At 41.4% G+C, this 18,328-nt stretch carries 18 protein-coding genes; 13 read left to right on the top strand and 5 right to left on the bottom strand.

Annotated features, from left to right (window positions below):
- Positions 1-170 precede the first annotated feature (170 nt).
- Entirely contained in the window at positions 171-779 is a 609-nt protein-coding gene (locus C9J41_RS20835; RefSeq protein ID WP_045084408.1) for a hypothetical protein, read from the top strand.
- Between the two features lie 77 nt (positions 780-856).
- Positions 857-1,375 carry an S-ribosylhomocysteine lyase gene (luxS, locus tag C9J41_RS20830; protein WP_107262002.1) on the top strand — a complete coding sequence of 173 codons (519 nt, stop codon included), beginning with the start codon at positions 857-859 and terminating at the stop codon, positions 1,373-1,375.
- Positions 1,376-1,435: 60 nt separating this feature from the next.
- On the opposite strand, the gene C9J41_RS20825 is transcribed toward luxS, so the two are convergent.
- Together C9J41_RS20825 and C9J41_RS20820 are read right to left on the bottom strand one after the other, a co-directional pair.
- Positions 1,436-2,701 (bottom strand): HlyC/CorC family transporter, encoded by a 1,266-nt coding sequence (locus tag C9J41_RS20825; RefSeq protein WP_107208705.1) that lies wholly within the window; start codon positions 2,699-2,701, stop codon positions 1,436-1,438.
- 111 nt (positions 2,702-2,812) lie between these two features.
- On the bottom strand, positions 2,813-3,610 hold the full coding sequence (locus tag C9J41_RS20820) for an inner membrane protein YpjD (protein WP_107291436.1): 798 nt from the start codon (positions 3,608-3,610) through the stop codon (positions 2,813-2,815).
- Between the two features lie 208 nt (positions 3,611-3,818).
- Between C9J41_RS20820 and ffh the strand changes: the two genes are divergently transcribed.
- The 8 genes from ffh to tyrA all read left to right on the top strand — a co-directional run bounded on the left by ffh (position 3,819) and on the right by tyrA (position 10,458).
- Positions 3,819-5,186, top strand: coding sequence for a signal recognition particle protein (gene ffh, locus C9J41_RS20815; RefSeq protein ID WP_005371527.1), 1,368 nt, complete (start codon positions 3,819-3,821; stop codon positions 5,184-5,186).
- 171 nt (positions 5,187-5,357) lie between these two features.
- Positions 5,358-5,606 (top strand): 30S ribosomal protein S16, encoded by a 249-nt coding sequence (gene rpsP, locus C9J41_RS20810; protein WP_005371529.1) that lies wholly within the window; start codon positions 5,358-5,360, stop codon positions 5,604-5,606.
- 27 nt (positions 5,607-5,633) lie between these two features.
- Positions 5,634-6,167 carry a ribosome maturation factor RimM gene (gene rimM, locus C9J41_RS20805; RefSeq protein ID WP_107294975.1) on the top strand — a complete coding sequence of 178 codons (534 nt, stop codon included), beginning with the start codon at positions 5,634-5,636 and terminating at the stop codon, positions 6,165-6,167.
- Between the two features lie 23 nt (positions 6,168-6,190).
- Complete coding sequence (gene trmD, locus C9J41_RS20800) at positions 6,191-6,937, top strand: tRNA (guanosine(37)-N1)-methyltransferase TrmD (protein ID WP_107208707.1); 747 nt, start codon at positions 6,191-6,193, stop codon at positions 6,935-6,937.
- A 37-nt stretch (positions 6,938-6,974) separates the two neighbouring features.
- Positions 6,975-7,325, top strand: coding sequence for a 50S ribosomal protein L19 (gene rplS, locus C9J41_RS20795; protein ID WP_005371532.1), 351 nt, complete (start codon positions 6,975-6,977; stop codon positions 7,323-7,325).
- Between the two features lie 448 nt (positions 7,326-7,773).
- A complete protein-coding gene (locus C9J41_RS22090) occupies positions 7,774-7,932 on the top strand; it encodes a DUF2799 domain-containing protein (RefSeq protein WP_233220427.1) in 159 nt (52 codons plus the stop codon).
- 305 nt (positions 7,933-8,237) lie between these two features.
- The gene (locus tag C9J41_RS20785; RefSeq protein WP_107294974.1) at positions 8,238-9,308 is read left to right on the top strand and encodes a 3-deoxy-7-phosphoheptulonate synthase; all 1,071 of its coding nucleotides are present in this window, start codon (positions 8,238-8,240) and stop codon (positions 9,306-9,308) included.
- Between the two features lie 19 nt (positions 9,309-9,327).
- Entirely contained in the window at positions 9,328-10,458 is a 1,131-nt protein-coding gene (gene tyrA / locus C9J41_RS20780) for a bifunctional chorismate mutase/prephenate dehydrogenase (RefSeq protein ID WP_107208710.1), read from the top strand.
- Between the two features lie 94 nt (positions 10,459-10,552).
- On the opposite strand, the gene pheA is transcribed toward tyrA, so the two are convergent.
- The 3 genes from pheA to bamD all read right to left on the bottom strand — a co-directional run bounded on the left by pheA (position 10,553) and on the right by bamD (position 13,536).
- Entirely contained in the window at positions 10,553-11,728 is a 1,176-nt protein-coding gene (pheA, locus tag C9J41_RS20775; protein WP_107208711.1) for a prephenate dehydratase, read from the bottom strand.
- A 312-nt stretch (positions 11,729-12,040) separates the two neighbouring features.
- Entirely contained in the window at positions 12,041-12,409 is a 369-nt protein-coding gene (gene hpf / locus C9J41_RS20770; RefSeq protein ID WP_107294973.1) for a ribosome hibernation-promoting factor, HPF/YfiA family, read from the bottom strand.
- A 398-nt stretch (positions 12,410-12,807) separates the two neighbouring features.
- Positions 12,808-13,536 carry an outer membrane protein assembly factor BamD gene (bamD, locus tag C9J41_RS20765; protein WP_107208712.1) on the bottom strand — a complete coding sequence of 243 codons (729 nt, stop codon included), beginning with the start codon at positions 13,534-13,536 and terminating at the stop codon, positions 12,808-12,810.
- A 168-nt stretch (positions 13,537-13,704) separates the two neighbouring features.
- Here bamD and rluD point away from each other — a divergent pair, with 168 nt between their 5' ends.
- The 3 genes from rluD (at position 13,705) to clpB (ending at position 18,156) form a co-directional block, all read left to right on the top strand.
- Positions 13,705-14,679, top strand: a complete 975-nt coding sequence (rluD, locus tag C9J41_RS20760) for a 23S rRNA pseudouridine(1911/1915/1917) synthase RluD (RefSeq protein WP_005371544.1) — start codon at positions 13,705-13,707, stop codon at positions 14,677-14,679.
- Positions 14,679-15,416 carry a peptidoglycan editing factor PgeF gene (gene pgeF, locus C9J41_RS20755; protein WP_045130760.1) on the top strand — a complete coding sequence of 246 codons (738 nt, stop codon included), beginning with the start codon at positions 14,679-14,681 and terminating at the stop codon, positions 15,414-15,416. Before rluD ends, pgeF begins: the two co-directional genes overlap by 1 nt.
- A gap of 163 nt (positions 15,417-15,579) precedes the next feature.
- Positions 15,580-18,156 (top strand): ATP-dependent chaperone ClpB, encoded by a 2,577-nt coding sequence (gene clpB, locus C9J41_RS20750; protein WP_107208714.1) that lies wholly within the window; start codon positions 15,580-15,582, stop codon positions 18,154-18,156.
- Positions 18,157-18,328 lie beyond the last annotated feature (172 nt).

The following is an 18,328-nucleotide window of genomic DNA, read 5'->3' as shown; positions in this document are numbered from 1 at the left end:
TTTCAAACAAATAAAAGCTGGGAGCCGGATGGTTCCAGCTTATTATTTTTAGTTTTTATTGATAGATACATTTTACATGGATGATGAAACCTCTTCTTTAGCTACTGTTAATCTCTATCCCTATATAATGTATTACTTGGTAAACGTCTTTAATGGAATGTGAGTGATATATGCAGCGATCTCTTCGTTTATTTTTGTTGTTCGGAATAACCCTCATTGTTTCAGGGTGTGCTTCTGCACCACCACGAGACCAATCGAATATTTGTAATATTTTTCGTCAATATCCGAGTTGGTATGATGATGCCGTTGATATGCAAAAAGAGTGGGGGACGCCCATCAATGTGGCGATGGCGATCATTAAACAAGAAAGCAGCTTCCGTCATGATGCTGAGCCACCGAAAAATTATGTACTCGGCTTTATTCCATGGGGACGTGTAAGCAGTGCTTATGGTTACGCACAAGCGCAAGATCCTGCATGGGAGGATTTTCAAAAGCACACAGGTCATGGCGGCTCACGTACTGATTTCGGCGATTCATTACAATTTGTTGGTTGGTATACCCATGAAACACAACGTCAGTTAGGGATTTCTAAATGGGATGCTTATCGTCAGTACTTGGCTTATCACGAAGGTCGAGGTGGGTTTAAGCGTGGAACATATTGGAAAAAGCCATGGCTAACCAAGGTTGCGCGTAAAGTAGAGCAGCAATCAAAGAACTATGGTTGGCAGTTAAAGCAGTGCCGTAAAGAATTAGAAAGTAATAGAAGCTGGTGGTTTTAGACTGTAACAAGTTGCGAATACAGAAAAAGTACCAATAATTGAATAAGTCAGGATTGACGTGCAAGGAGAAGCAAATAATGCCATTACTCGATAGTTTTACTGTTGATCATACTAAAATGAATGCGCCAGCAGTACGTGTTGCAAAGACCATGCAAACACCAAAAGGCGATACCATTACGGTGTTTGATTTACGTTTTTGTCGTCCAAACGTTGATATTTTAAGTGAGCGTGGAATTCATACTCTTGAGCATCTTTATGCTGGTTTTATGCGTGCGCACCTTAATTCAAATAATGTCGAAATTATCGATATCTCGCCGATGGGATGTCGCACTGGTTTCTACATGAGCTTAATCGGCACACCGACTGAAGAAGTAGTTGCTGCAAGCTGGCAAGCGGCAATGGAAGATGTGTTGAAAGTGGAATCACAAAATCAAATTCCAGAGCTGAATGAATACCAGTGTGGAACCTATGACATGCACTCATTAGATGAAGCGAAGCAAATTGCTCAAACGATCTTAGCGCAAGGGATCTCTGTTAACTTAAATAATGAGTTGGCACTCCCAGAAACGATGCTACAAGAGCTAACAGTAAAATAAGTCTATGGGTAAACAACTGAGAATAAAAAGCCGACATCATGTCGGCTTTTTTATGTATTATTACGGATTGTCGGGTAATACCTTGATCAACTTGATCATATTGTCGGATACTTCCACTATTTCCATTTTATGATCAGCAATAATTATACTGACCTGATTTTCTGGAATGTATTCTAAGTGTTCTAAGATCAAACCATTTAAGGTTCTAGGGCCATCAGTTGGCAGTTTCCAATTTAGGCTCTTATTCAAATCGCGAATGTTGGCACTGCCTTCAATCATCAAGCTACCGTCACTTTGCGCAGTGATCTCTTCTGCTAATGTTGGTGTGATAGACGTTGTAAATTCTCCTACGATTTCTTCAAGAATATCTTCTACCGTGATTAAGCCTTGGATATCACCGTACTCATCGACGATCAAACCAATACGCTCTTTATTTCGTTGGAATTTCAAAAGCTGGGTGTTCAGTGGGGTACCTTCTGGAATGAAATAGACTTCATCAGCCGCACGTAATAGGTTTTCTTTACTGAAATCGTTTTTGTCCATCATCAGGCGGTAGGCTTCACGTACACGTAACATACCAACCACTTCATCAATATTGTCACGGTAAAGTACGATACGACCATGCGCTGAATGGCTTAGTTGGCGGACTATTGATTTCCAATCATCATTAACGTTAATGGCTGCGATCTCACTGCGCGGTACCATTAAGTCTTCCACTGTGACATTTTCTAAATCAAGAATCGATAACAGCATATCTTGGTGACGACGAGGGATTAAGCCGCCGGCTTCGTTAACAACGGTACGCAATTCTTCTGAGCTCAATTTAGATGAACTGTTATTACTGCTCTTTAATCCTAAAATGAAAAGAAACGCACTGGTGATCCCATTAACAAACCACACTAATGGGTAAAGCACTTTCATTAAAATGTTTAAGATGATGCTGCTGGCATAAGAGACACGTTCAGGATAGAGCGCAGCTACCGTCTTAGGAGTTACTTCTGCAAAGACAAGGATTAAAATAGTCAGTGCACCTGTTGCAATCGCCACACCAGCATCGCCATAAAGGCGCATACCAAGAATAGTCGCAATCGCTGATGCTAAAATATTAACTAAATTATTACCGATCAGAATTAGGCCAATTAAGCGATCTGTACGAGACAGTAGTTTCTCGACACGTTTAGCTCCTTTATGGCCTTGGTTGGCCATGTGGCGTAGTTTGTAGCGATTTAGTGCCATCATGCCTGTTTCTGAGCTGGAGAAATAAGCTGATAGAACGATCATTAAAATAAGTAGAGAGAATAGTACACCTGTGGAGATCTCGTCCAAAAGTCGTAACCCTTAATGTTTTATGCAAGCTAAAACCCTCGTATAGAGGGCAAAATTATAAGTATTGTAATTATAGAAATATTCTATATAAGATATGATGGGTAATAGTAATTACATGCCAATGATGATTTCTTTCACGAATCGGCTCCCAAAGTAAGCTAGGGTGAGTAGAAATGCACCAACGAGACTGAACCAAATTACCCTGCGTCCACGCCAACCTTTTTGGTAATGTCCCCATAGTAAGACACTGTAAACACCCCAAGCTAATAATGATAGTATCGCTTTATGGGTTTTACCTTGAGCTATGATATCGTTAATAAATAGATAGCCTGTGAGCAAGGTTACGGTTAATAACGCATATCCAACAATAATGATCTTGAAAAGTTGGCGTTCAACCATCATTAATGGAGGAATATTAGGGTTCATTGCTAAGCTCTTTTTATGTTTAAGCTTATGATCAAGCCATGCTAATTGAATAGCATATAGGCTCGCAATTGTAAGGGTTGAATATGAGAACAAAGCAAGAGAAATATGCAGTAATACTTGCGGATGTGCTTCTAAATGGGTAATAAAAGCACCGGGCAATACAGCTGAAGCCGCTAAATTAATAGCAGCAAAACTGTATATGACGGGTAATAAAAACCAAATCCGCATTTTTAACATTGCTACTGTAGTCAAGCAGGCAATAATTACGCTGATTAACGAAGCAACGTTAAGAATACTGAGGTTTTGTCCGGCACCTGCAAAGATAAGATCTTTAAGCAGTAGGATATGAAAAATAATTGCCATACAGGCTGCGGCAAAAACAGGGGTAACTTTTATGCCGTTATTGTTAGCAAGTCCTGGAATAACCAGCAACAGTGCAATGAGATAAAAGCCAACTGCTGGAATAGCAAGTAACATATCCATAATAAATGAGATAGCTCCGTAGTAACTAATGGCTATTTTATAAGGTTTTAGAGATGCAATTATACCTTGCTCAAACCTTCACCGCCAACGTAATACCTAAAAGTGACAGAGGATTACATGAAAACGAAGGTTTTTTTACGGTATACTTGTACCAATTTTAGTGATTTTGCAATTTTAATTGAGTTGCGTAACGAGCGAGTAGCACCACATGTTCGAAAATTTAACCGAGCGTTTATCGCGAACGCTTAAAAATGTCAGCGGCCGTGGTCGCCTTACGGATGACAACATCAAGGATACTTTGCGTGAAGTGCGCATGGCATTACTCGAGGCTGATGTTGCGCTGCCCGTTGTTCGTGAATTCGTTAAGCGTGTAAAAGAGCGCGCTGTTGGTACTGAAGTATCAAAAAGTTTAACGCCAGGTCAAGAATTCATCAAAATCGTTCAAGCTGAACTTGAAGCGGTGATGGGTGAAGAAAACGAAGGCTTGGATTTAAGTTGCCAACCGCCTGCAGTTATTTTAATGGCAGGTTTACAAGGTGCAGGTAAAACAACCAGCGTCGGTAAATTAGGTAAGCTATTAAAAGAGCGTGATAGTAAAAAAGTATTGGTTGTTTCTGCCGACGTATACCGTCCTGCGGCAATCAAGCAGCTTGAGACGCTAGCGGGTGATGTTGGTATTGATTTCTTCCCATCAAACGTAGAGCAGAAACCTGTCGAGATCGCAAAAGCGGCGCTTGAGCACGGTAAGCTTAAATTCTACGATGTGGTGATTGTCGATACAGCGGGTCGTCTTCACGTTGATGAAGAGATGATGGATGAAATTAAAGACGTCCATAAAACATTAAATCCTGTTGAGACATTGTTCGTGGTTGATGCCATGACAGGTCAAGATGCGGCAAACACAGCTAAAGCCTTTAATGATGCATTGCCACTAACGGGTGTGATCTTAACCAAGGTGGATGGTGATGCCCGTGGTGGTGCTGCGTTATCAGTACGTCATATTACCGGTAAGCCAATTAAATTTTTAGGTGTTGGTGAAAAAACTGATGCGCTAGAGCCGTTCCATCCAAACCGTGTTGCTTCTCGTATCTTAGGTATGGGTGACGTTCTTTCTTTAATCGAAGATTTAGAACGTAACGTTGATAAGCAAGAAGCGGAAAAACTGGCGAAGAAATTCAAAGACAAAAAAGGCTTCGATTTAGAAGACTTCCGTAGCCAGCTTCAACAAATGAAAAACATGGGCGGTATGATGGGAATGCTTGATAAGCTTCCGGGTATGTCACAACTACCGTCTGATGTGAAAGATAAAGTGGACGATAAAGTGTTCGTTCAAATGGAAGCTATCATTAATTCAATGACCAAAGGCGAGCGTGCGCATCCTGAACTTATCAAAGGTTCACGTAAAAAGCGTATTGCTGCAGGTTCAGGTACACAAGTACAAGATGTGAACCGTTTATTGAAGCAATTTACCCAAATGCAGAAGATGATGAAGAAAATGCAAAAGGGTGGAATGAAGAATATGATGCGCCAAATGAAGGGTATGATGCCTGGTGGCGGAATGTTCCCTGGACGCTAATCCCATAATTTTAAAAGATTTTAAAGTCTATTGGTTATTTTACTGGCGAAAAAGTAACTAAAGCAGTTGCATTCGTCGTTCTAAAGAGTAAAATTCCGAGGCTTTATTTTGGCACGGGCCCCGTTTTTTAAGCGGGGCCAATTTAATTTACAGTAATGCAAAGAGGACGATATGGTAACCATTCGTTTGGCACGTCACGGCGCTAAGAAGCGTCCATTCTATCAAATCGTTGTTGCTGACTCACGTTGTTCACGTGACGGTCGTAACATCGAGCAAATCGGTTTCTTCAACCCACTAGCTAAGGGTCAAGAAGAGCGTCTACGTTTAGACCTAGATCGCGTAAACCACTGGGTAGGTCAAGGCGCTTCTGTGACTGACCGCGCAGCAAAACTAATCAAAGATGCAGCGAAAGCAGCTTAATTTGATTATTAAGGTAGAAGAGAAACGATGAGCAATAAAAACCAAGACCACATTATTGTCGGTAAACTGGGTGCCACCTACGGTATCAAGGGTTGGCTCAAAGTTTTTTCCTACACCGAACAATCTGAAAGCATTTTCTCTTACATCCCTTGGCTTATTAAAGTTAAAGGTGAGTGGAAAGAGATCCATGTTGAATCATGGAAACGCCATGGCCAAGGTCTGGTGGCTAAGCTAGAAGGTATGGATATCCGCGAGGATGCCCAAGTTTTCACTAACGCTGAAGTCGCTGTATTGGCTGAGCAATTACCAGCATTGTCAGATGAAGAATTCTACTGGCGTGAGTTGTTTGGTATGTCTGTATTCACTACCGAAGGTTACGACCTAGGTAAGGTGACAGACATCCTGGAAACAGGTTCAAACGACGTGTTAGTTGTTAAGGCGAATTTAAAAGATGCTTTCGGGCAGAAGGAACGATTAATTCCGTTCCTCGATGAGCAGGTCATCAAGTTGATTGATCGCACTGCTCAGCGGATCGAAGTTGACTGGGATCCTGAGTTTTAACCTCCGGTAATAAGGTGAGTAACATGTGGGTTGGTGTAATCAGCCTTTTTCCTGAAATGTTCTCTTCCATTACCAATTTTGGGGTAACAGGCCAGGCGGTAAAAAAAGGCCTTTTGACTGTTGATACGTGGAATCCTCGTGATTTTACGCTCGACAAACATCGTACGGTAGATGATCGACCATACGGTGGTGGACCGGGTATGTTGATGATGGTACAGCCTTTGCGCGATGCCATTCACACTGCCAAACAGTCTGCAAAAGGTAAGGCTAAAGTAATCTACCTTTCCCCTCAGGGCCGTAAGCTGGATCAGGCTGGTGTTGAGGAGTTAGCGCAAAATGAGAATCTGATTCTTATTTGTGGTCGCTATGAAGGGGTTGATGAGCGCATTATCCAACAAGAGGTAGACGAAGAATGGTCTATCGGCGATTTTGTGTTAACGGGTGGTGAACTACCTGCTATGACGTTGGTGGATGCAGTTGTTCGGTTTGTTCCGGGCGTACTGGGAGACTTTGCGTCAGCAGAAGAAGATTCTTTTGCAAATGGCTTGCTAGATTGTCCTCATTACACAAGACCAGAATTATTGGACGGGCAGGAAGTACCTTCGGTATTAATGTCTGGCAATCATAAAGAGATTAGTCGCTGGCGATTAAAACAATCGCTAGGCCGTACATGGCTAAGAAGACCAGAGCTCCTGGAAAACCTAGCTCTGACTGACGATCAGGAATTCTTGCTAGCGGAATTTATCCGCGAACATAAAGCAAGCATTTAATTAATTTAGTATCAGTTTATTCTAGGGTATATACCAAATGAGTAACATCATTAAAGCTCTTGAGCAAGAGCAACTAAAAACAGACCTACCGACTTTCGCACCAGGTGACACTGTTGTTGTTCAAGTTAAGGTAAAAGAAGGTGACCGTGAGCGTCTACAGGCTTTTGAAGGCGTTGTAATCGCAATCCGTAACCGTGGTCTACATTCTGCATTTACTGTTCGTAAGATTTCGAACGGTGAAGGTGTTGAGCGTGCGTTCCAAACTCACTCTCCAGTAGTTGACAGCATTACTGTTAAACGTCGTGGTGCAGTACGTCGTGCCAAGTTGTACTACCTACGTGAGCGTTCTGGTAAATCAGCACGTATCCGTGAGAAGCTATCTAAGTAATAGCTTTAAACGCTTGACGTTTAATCGAAAGCCCACCGAAAGGTGGGCTTTTTTATATCTGTAAATTATCAATTGGGTAGCTTTAGGGGGAATGAGTATTTAAACAGATGAAAAGCGCTGTATATTTACTGAACAGACTCTAATTAAGTATAATGTTTGCACTATTATGCTAGGTTAAATTGAGAACATATTGTATAAAATTCATAGCGAGTTAGAGGCTGAATAACACTACGTTTTTTGCTTCTCAAAACTCCTCGATTTGATAACCAAGGAAAAGTTATAAAAGTACTTCCTCTTTTGACTCTCTCTTCTGTTGTGCTTCTATCTGGCTTTGTCACACAGTCCTCTTTAATCAGCAAAGGAAACTTTGAACAGCTCGGTTTCTATGACGGTGCTGGTGGTTGAATTGCGCTAACAACTACACAAAATCTCAGATAAATATGACGCGATGGAAACACCTAATCATCAAGAGTATCTGCAAGGTTATAATAAAGGTCGTGATAATTACTGCTCTATTGAACATGTATTGCAGCTAGGTGAGCAAGGAAAAGTGAATTGGGGAATTTGTGAATATCGTCGTGAGGTCCCACTTTTTAAAGCTAAATAGCAGCAAGGGTTTGAACGCTATGGGACAATGGAGCCACGCTTTTAAGTAAATAGGCTCATTTAAAGCAACTTTATTGCAACTATTATTATTTTAAATAACGTTTAAGCTAGCGATAAAAGTGTTTTTCTTATACCAAAACACCACCTGTAAATATTTATTTACAGGTGGTGTTTTTTATTTACAGCACTATTGCAATAGGTCATTAAGACTTGTTATGTTTGTTGGCACAATGTTACTAATGGATATAGTGATAACGAAACAGGGATTGTGTTTCGCGCTAACGAATCAATGACAAGGATGCCACTATGCAAAAAGACCAACTCAATAACGTTCATATCGAAGATGAATCCGTTCTCATTACGCCAGCAAAGTTGAAACAAGACTTATCTGCCTCTAAACAAGCGTTGTCTTTTGTGGAGCAATCACGTCAAACTATCGCCGATATTATTCATAAGCGCGATCATCGTTTATTGGTCGTGTGTGGACCTTGTTCGATTCATGATGTTGAGCAAGCAAAAGCTTATGGGCAGAAGTTAAAGCAGTTGGCAGAAGAGCTTAGCGATCAACTCTATATTGTGATGCGAGTCTATTTTGAAAAACCACGCACTACAGTTGGATGGAAAGGCTTAATTAATGACCCGCACATTAATGGTTCATTTGCTGTTGAAGAAGGTTTGCATATTGGCCGTCAGCTATTAATTGACTTAGTTGAAGAGGGCATTCCTTTAGCGACCGAAGCACTTGATCCGATTAGTCCGCAATATTTAGGTGATTTATTTAGTTGGGCAGCCATTGGTGCACGTACGACGGAATCACAAACCCACCGTGAAATGGCAAGTGGGCTATCAATGCCAGTAGGCTTTAAAAATGGTACTGATGGTAGCCTGGCAACAGCGATTAATGCGATGCAAGCGGCAGCGTCAGGTCATAAATTTATGGGAATTAACCCTGATGGACAAGTTGCACTGCTAAATACGGAAGGTAACCCTGACGGTCATGTTATTTTACGTGGTGGTAAGCAAACTAATTACGATTCAGTGTCAGTTAGAGAGTGTGAAAACGAGATGGTCGGATCAGGTCTTTCACCAGCCTTAATGGTAGACTGTAGCCATGCTAATTCTCGTAAAGATTATCGTCGCCAACCTTTGGTAGCTGAAGATGTAATTCATCAGATCCGAGAAGGAAATCAGTCTATTATAGGGTTGATGATCGAAAGCCATCTTGATGAAGGGAACCAGAGTGCCGATCTTCCTCGAGATGAAATGAAGTACGGCGTATCGATAACTGATGCATGTATTAGTTGGGACACCACCGAGAAATTATTGCGTCAGGCACATAAGGAATTGGTGCCGTTCTTACAAGATCGAATTAAATAATTACGGATAAAAAGAAATCATGGTTGCTGAGTTAAGCAAATTAAGAGATCAAATTGATGATGTAGATCGTCAAATGGTTGAGTTATTGGCTCAACGACTCGCGTTAGTTGAGCAGGTCGGCGTCGTTAAAAGTCAGCATGGCTTACCGATCTATGCCCCAGATCGTGAAGCAGCAATGTTGGCATCTCGTCGCGAAGAGGCGGAACGTCAAGGGGTCCCTGCGGATCTTATCGAAGATGTACTTCGTCGAACGATGCGTGAATCTTATTCGAGTGAAAACGATTCTGGTTTTAAATGTTTAAATCCACAATTGCGACCAATTGTTATTGTTGGTGGCCATGGACAGTTAGGTAAATTGTTTTGTCGTCTGTTTGAACTGTCGGGTTACCAAGTTAAAACATTAGGTAGCCAAGATTGGGATCGTGCCGATGAAATATTGCATGATGCAGGTATGGTCGTTGTTTCTGTTCCTATCCATTTAACAGAGATGGTGATTGCGAAACTCGATAATTTACCTAAAGACTGTTTACTTGCTGACTTAACATCGATTAAAAGTGGTCCATTACAAGCGATGTTAGAAGTGCATAAAGGCCCTGTAGTTGGGTTACACCCAATGTTTGGTCCTGATATTCCAAGCCTTGCGAAACAGGTTATTGTGTATTGTGATGGGCGAAATCCAGAAAGCTACCAATGGCTGTTGGAGCAGTTTCAAATTTGGGGCGCAACGCTAAATCGTATTAGTGCGATTGAGCACGATCAGGGGATGACTTTGATCCAAGCATTACGTCACTTTACGTCGTTTGTTTACGGTGTTCATCTTGCAGAAGAAGATCCTAAGCTAGAGCAGTTAATGTCGTTAAGCTCACCAATCTATCGCTTAGAACTCGCGATGGTTGGGCGTCTATTTGCTCAAGATGCGCAATTGTACGGTGACATTATTATGTCGGCACCACAGAATATTGCGATGATCAAACGTTTCCATCAGCGCTTTGGTGAAGCGATTGAAATGCTAGATGCCCAAGACAAAGATGCGTTTAAACAAGCCTTTGGTCAGGTATCAGGATGGTTTGGCGATTACGCTGAACATTTTTTAGCAGAGAGCCAGGGACTGCTTAGGCAGGCGAACGATTCAACTCACCGTAAATCGTAGTTAATTTTCTGATAGTTCAAAATAAAAGAGCCCGTTATGTCATTATTACTTGAAAGAGAATGTCATAACGGGTTTTTTGTTATTCGTACTTTTTTTAGTCGAGGAGCTCAACTTCTGTTGGCGCGACATTTTCACTTGGATAACAGCCTAATACTTTAATAAAGCGAGTTAGGCGGGTGAGTTCTTCTAGCGCTTGTTGCATCACGTCTGATTTAAGATTGACCTCAACATCCACATAGAACATTTCTTCCCATGGGTTGCCAATAACAGGGCGTGATTCCAGCTTACTCATATTGATATTAAGATTTCTCAGCACCAGTAAACATTCAACCAATGAACCTGCTTTTTGTGCTGTCGACATAATTAAAGTGGTTTTTGCTGGGATCAAGGATGTCACATCAACAGGTTTACGTGCTACGACAATAAAGCGGGTGAAGTTTTCTTGCTGATTGGCAATATCTGATTTAATGGAGGTTAAACCATACAATTCGCCGCTAGATGCATTACCAATAGCTGCAACATTCGGTTGTTTTAGCTCTGCAACTTGCTCCATCGCTTCAGCGGTACTTGAACAATATTCTTGTTTTATGCTCCCCATACTATGAAGGAACTCGCTACATTGTTGGTGTGGCTGTGGATGAGAATACAAGGTATCAATATGTTCAAGTTTCGTATCGACAGCTGTAAGTAGGCAATGTTCGATAGGTTGGGTTATCTCGCCCACAATAGAAAGACTTGTGTGTTGTAATAAATCATACACTTCATTGATTGAGCCTGAGCTGGTATTTTCAATTGGTAAGACACCATAATCAGCATTACCTGTTTCTACAGTATTGAAAATATCGCGAAAAGTAGAACAACTCAGCTCAACTAGATCGGTTTGTTTACGGCTAAAATAATTTCGGCTAGCTAAGTAAGAGTATGAGCCTTTAGCACCAAGAAAAGCGACACGAGCAGTTGGATTCGCACTATCTGGGTTGGCGAGTTTTTGTAGGTAAGCCTGTTGAAATAATACGGAGTCTTCAATTATGGTATGGAAGATCTGCGTAACATATTGAGCATCTAATTGATGACGCTTGCCACTTTCTATCAGTTTTAAAAGTAATTCGTGTTCACGTGTTTGATCGCGTACAGGTTTTGCGGTGCTAATTTTACTTTTAGCCACCTCTAAACTAAGCGCTCTTCGCTCTGCCAGTAGTTCAAGTAAAGCGTTATCAATACGACTGACATTTTGACGAATGTCATCGAGAGAATAGCGAGTATCGGTCATTGGCGTCCCTATCTGATTTCCGAGTATAGCGATAGCTTATATCGTTGTTTACCTTTCATATCATGCTAATGTGAACTGATATGAAAGAGTTGATGAATAGATAAGCTTTGATGATATAAGCGAATTGGTCATTTTTTATCTTTAGCCACATTATGCAGCACACTATTTATTGTCAAGTAGATTAGTGGCTAGTGCTAAGAATGGAAATAATAAGGGAAGATCCCTATTGTTATGTTGAGATAATCAGAACAGTATTGCTTAAAACAAACAGCCCCGCATAAGCGGGGCTGTTTTAAAAATCCTTATGATATTCTAGTATGCGTCGTCTAACTCAACTTCATCTAGCTCTACTTCGTCTTCAGCCACTTCTGGCTTTCCACTATGGCTCGCACGACGAGCATTAGGTTTGTGAGCTTGTTTTTTCAACTGTCGGTCAAGCTTCTGGTAAAGCTCTGTAATAGCACCAAACAGGTCGTCATGCTCTGCAGAAGCAACGAGTTGTCCTCCGGCAATGTTTACTGCAGCCTCGACTTTAAATTGCTTGCTTGGCTCTTTGCTAATCACAACGTGTTTTTTGATTAGCGGCACCTGAAGTTTTTCTAACTTATTGAACTTAAATTCAAAACGCTCACGGATAGCCGGGGTGATATCGATGTTTTTACCAGTGATTTCTAATGTCATAATTATCTTCCTCGTTTGCTACCCTTCGTTGGGTTGAATTCAGATTACTAAATCTAGAACTTAATAATGTGACCTGTGTCACATTATAGCCTTTAATAATTATCAGCAAAAAAATCTGTGATCATCTTGGGTTTGTAGCAAAAAAGTTTATAAAAAGTACTTGAGGTGAGAATAATATTTAAGGCAGTATGAAGGAAGGTGAAATGCTGGTGGCTAGTGCTAACTAGGGCTTTTATATAATAATTTTAATGCGATGAGTGTTTTTTAGTCATTGTAACTAGTCAGTGTAGCGATAAAAATCATTAATTAATGTTAAAATTTAAACACTATTTTAAATATAAAAAATGGCAGCTTATTTTTAAGCTGCCATTTTTTTATGAAATAAAGTGCATTACTGGTTAGTTGGCTGGGTTTAATTTCATTAATTTATCGGTGCGTTCAACTTCTTTTTGCAAGTTTAGCTTTTCATAAGCTGTTTTTTCCAGCGCTAATGATTGGCGTGCAGCTTCCGTATCAGGGTATAAACGTTGTACTTGCTGACAACGGTTAATTGCTGCAATCCATGCTCCACGACGAATATAGAAATCCGCAGTAGCTAAATCATAATTCGCTAAACGGTTTTTCAAAAAGATCATACGTGCTTTAGCATCTGCACCATATTCACTTTCAGGGTAACGCTCTAAAAGGTATTTAAAATCCTTGAAGGCTTGGCGTGATGGTGTTGGATCACGGTCAAATCGATTGATATTAAACATATCATGCATAAAGCTACGATCTTGAGCCATATGTGTTAAACCACTCATATACACAACCCAGTCAGCTTGTGGATTATCAGGGTTTAAACGTAAAAAGCGTTCAATCGTTGCTTCACCTAGTGCTAAATCATCACTTTTATAGTAAGCATAAATAAGATCTAGCTGTACTTGATCGGAATAAGCACCAAATGGGTAACGTGAATCTAGCGCTTCCAATTGTTCGATAGCCGATGTCCAATTTCCCTTTTGCAAAGCGGTCTGTGCTGATGCATATAAGTTTGATGGTGGCACATCTGGTATTACTTCTTCTTTACTCGAACAGCCTGAAAGAAGGGCTACGGCAAGAAGAGTCGTGATTGTCAGGCGTTTCATTGCGGCGTTAGTTTCCTTGATAAAAATTTTATTTTGCTCGATCCATTACGGTTAGAGCCGTTAACAGATACAATGACACTATATAGGTTACATCAAGCATAGTTTAAAGCTTGGTCCATTTTACGCAGCGTATGACAATTAGTCTCACGCTTTTTTAAAAAGTTCGCTATGGCACAGCAAATAGAATTGACAAACACAGTTGGTGAAAACCAATTAGGCATGCGCCTGGATCAGGTTATTGCTCAATTATATCCAGATTATTCGCGTTCGCGCATTAAAGATTGGATTTTAAACGGTATGGTTTCAGTGAATGGCGATGTCGTCAAGAAACCTCGTGAAAAAATGATGGGTGGCGAAGAGCTATTTATCCAAGCTGAGATCGAAGATGAAGTGCGTTGGGTTGCACAGGATATTCCTCTCGACATCGTTTACGAAGATGATGACATTCTTGTTATCAATAAACCTCGTGACTTTGTTGTTCACCCAGGCGCGGGTACGCCAGATGGTACGGTTCTGAATGCATTGCTGCATCATTGCCCATCTCTGGCTGAAGTTCCACGTGCGGGTATCGTTCACCGATTGGATAAAGATACTACCGGTTTAATGGTGGTTGCTAAAACGATTCAAGCACAAACGCGTTTAGTTCGTGCACTACAAAAGCGTAAGATTACGCGTGAGTATGAAGCGTTAGCTATCGGTCAGATGACAGGTGGTGGCACGATTGAAAAGCCAATTGGTCGCCACTCAACTAAGCGTATCTGTATGGCAGTACATGAAATGGGTAAAGATGCGATCACCCATTACCGTGTTGCTGAACGTTTCCGTGAACATACACGTATTGTATTACGTCTTGAAACGGGCCGTACGCACCAGATCCGTGTTCATATGTCATACATGAGCCACCCTTTAATTGGTGACGTGATTTATGGTGGTCGTCCTCGTCCGCCACGTGATGCATCTCCTGAATTTATTCAGGCACTGCGTGCGTTTGATCGACAAGCACTGCATGCACGTATGCTGCGATTAGATCACCCGATCACCGGTGAGAAGATGGAATGGCATGCACCGCTACCAATTGATATGGTGGCAATGATTGATATTTTGCGTAAAGACACGCAAGAAAATAACGAAGACGATTATTAATGAAAGTCATTATTCCTAACTGGCCAGCCTCGAAACATGTGCGCGCGATAAGTACGACCCGTTTAGGTGGTGTTAGTGCAGCTCCATATCATGAATTGAATTTAGGGCTACATGTTGGGGATGATGAAGCTGTTGTTAATCAAAACCGTGAATTGTTGAAACAACATTGTGGTCTTGTGGATTCTCCTGCATGGTTGAATCAAATCCACAGTGCTGATGTGATTGAGCTTAATGCTGAACTTTCATCAGTACCAGATGCTGATGGTAGCTTTACTCGTTCTCCGGGATTAGCCTGTGCCATCATGACTGCTGACTGTTTACCTGTTTTATTTTGCGATAAGCAAGGAACAGAAGTTGCTGCGGTTCATGCCGGATGGCGAGGACTGGCTACAGGTGTGATTGAGCACGCAGTGGAAAAATTTCACTGTAACGCAGCCGATATTATGGCGTGGTTAGGTCCAGCTATTGGGCCTAACGCATTTGAGGTCGGTGGTGAAGTGCGAGAACAATTTATGGCTGCCGATCCGAATGCCGAATGTGCTTTTACTGCGCATGGTGAGAAATGGTTGGCTGATTTGTATTTACTAGCAAAGCAGCGTTTGAATCGATTAGGTATCACTGCTGTTTATGGTGGAGAGTATTGTACTTTTACTGATGAACAGCAGTTTTATTCCTATCGACGACAAGCGGTAACAGGTCGTCAGGCCTCATTGATTTGGTTAGCGGATAACAAATAGCACGTAATTGGTTAACGTCGTTAATTATTGCTAAGCGAGTGATCTTCATAAAGATCGCTCGCTTTTTTTTTGCAGCATTATATTGCGATTTATAGAGTTGAAAAATACCTGTTAAGTATCCATATATATAGCATTAGTTTATTTATATTTATTGGGAGAACTTATGCGTCTTGACCGATTCACCAGCAAATTTCAATCGGCAATATCTGATGCTCAGTCGCTGGCTCTAGGACGAGACCATCAGTATATCGAGCCTGCACACCTTATGGTGGCTTTGCTTAATCAAGATGGTAGTACCGTGCGTCCGTTGCTCACCCTTTTGAACATCGATATTACCCAGTTACGTTCACGCTTAGCTGAGCTATTAGACCGCATGCCTAAAGTAACAGGTATTGGTGGTGAAGTTCAGCTTTCACATGGTATGGGCGTACTGCTTAATATGTGCGATAAGTTGGCACAAAAGCGGAAAGATAAATTTATTTCTTCTGAGCTGTTTATTTTAGCGGCAGCTGAAGATAAAGGCCCATTGGGTGAGTTATTTAAAGAATTAGGTTTAACGGCGAAAAATATTGAACAAGCGATTGATCAAGTTCGTGGTGGACAAAAAGTCGATGATCCTAATGCTGAAGAAAATCGCCAAGCTCTAGAGAAGTACACGATCGATTTAACCGAACGTGCAGAGCAGGGCAAATTAGATCCTGTTATCGGTCGTGACGATGAAATTCGCCGTACTATTCAAGTATTGCAACGCCGTACCAAAAATAACCCTGTGATCATCGGTGAGCCTGGGGTTGGTAAAACAGCCATCGTTGAAGGATTAGCACAACGCATTGTTAACGGTGAAGTACCTGAAGGCTTGCGTGATAAGCGTGTCCTTTCTCTCGATATGGGCTCATTGATTGCGGGTGCAAAATTCCGTGGTGAATTTGAAGAGCGCTTAAAAGCGGTACTTAACGAATTATCGCAAGAAGATGGCCGTGTGATTTTGTTCATCGATGAAATTCATACTATGGTTGGTGCGGGTAAAGGCGAAGGCTCAATGGATGCCGGTAACATGCTAAAACCTGCATTGGCACGTGGTGAGCTTCATTGTGTCGGTGCTACAACATTAGATGAATACCGTCAGTATATTGAGAAAGATGCGGCACTTGAACGTCGTTTCCAAAAAGTGCTGGTGGATGAACCTAGTGTTGAAGATACCATTGCAATTCTTCGTGGTTTGAAAGAGCGTTACGAGCTTCATCACCATGTAGAAATTACCGATCCTGCGATTGTAGCAGCAGCAACATTGTCACATCGTTATATTTCAGATCGTCAGTTACCTGATAAAGCAATTGATCTTATTGATGAAGCGGCATCAAGCATTCGTATGCAGATTGATTCAAAGCCCGAATCATTAGATCGTCTTGAGCGTCGTATTATTCAGCTTAAGATTGAACAGCAAGCGCTAGAAAAAGAAGATGATGCCGCAAGTAATAAACGTCTCAGTGATTTGCTTGAAGAGCTAGATCTAAAAGAGCGCGAATATGCAGAGCTTGAAGAAGTGTGGAATGCTGAAAAAGCAGCACTGTCAGGTACTCAACATATTAAAGCAGAGCTTGAACAAGCACGTACTGATGTGGAAATTGCTCGCCGTGCTGGCGATTTAAACCGTATGTCAGAGTTACAATATGGTCGTATTCCTGAGTTAGAGAAGCAGCTAGATCTTGCCGCGCAAGCAGAAATGCAAGAAATGACCTTGTTGAAAAACAAAGTGACTGATACTGAAATTGCCGATGTTTTATCAAAAGCGACAGGTATTCCTGTATCAAAAATGCTTGAAGGTGAGCGTGATAAATTGCTTCGTATGGAAGACGAATTACACCATCGTGTCATTGGTCAAGATGAAGCGGTAGTTGCTGTTGCGAATGCTATTCGTCGTAGCCGTGCAGGTCTTGCTGATCCGCAACGTCCAATTGGCTCTTTCTTATTCTTAGGCCCAACAGGTGTAGGTAAAACAGAGCTCTGTAAATCACTGGCAAACTTTATGTTTGATAGTGAAGAAGCAATGGTTCGAATCGACATGTCCGAGTTTATGGAGAAACACTCAGTCGCGCGTCTAGTGGGTGCGCCTCCAGGTTATGTCGGCTATGAAGAAGGTGGTTACCTAACAGAAGCGGTTCGTCGTCGTCCATATTCAGTAGTATTACTGGACGAAGTCGAAAAAGCACACCCTGATGTGTTCAATATCTTACTTCAAGTATTAGATGACGGTCGTTTAACTGATGGTCAAGGTCGAACAGTAGATTTCCGTAATACGGTGATCATCATGACATCGAACTTGGGCTCAGATCGTATTCAAGAGCATTTCGGAAACCTTGACTATGAGGGGATCAAAGCACTTGTAATGGAAGTTGTTGGACAACACTTCCGCCCTGAGTTTATTAACCGTGTTGATGAAACCGTTGTGTTCCATCCACTGGGTAAAGAAAATATCAAGAATATTGCAAGTATTCAGCTTGAGAGATTGAAAAAACGCCTTGCTGAAAAAGACTTCCGTCTAGATGTTGAAGACAGTGCGTTAGATATGATTGCTGAAGCTGGATTTGATCCTGTTTATGGTGCGCGTCCATTGAAACGTGCGATACAGCAATATATTGAAAACCCATTAGCGCAAGACTTGTTATCAGGTAAATTTGTTCCGGGTAAAGTGATAACACTGTCTGTGAAAGATGATGTAATTGTTGCTGAGCAAATTTAATTACTTCATTTAATCATTATGACTAAACGCCCTGCATTGAAGCAGTAATGCCGATCGTTTAAGGTACTTGAACGATCCTAAGATTGCGTAATAATCCCTACCAACGTTTGTTGGTAGGGATTTTTATATGTTAGTTGATGAGTTAAACCAAGCGCATGAAACGATGGAAAAT

This window comes from Photobacterium sp. GB-50, assembly GCF_003026755.1.
In the GTDB taxonomy this organism is placed as follows: Bacteria; Pseudomonadota; Gammaproteobacteria; order Enterobacterales; family Vibrionaceae; genus Photobacterium.
This window is presented reverse-complemented; position numbering and strand designations above follow the sequence as displayed.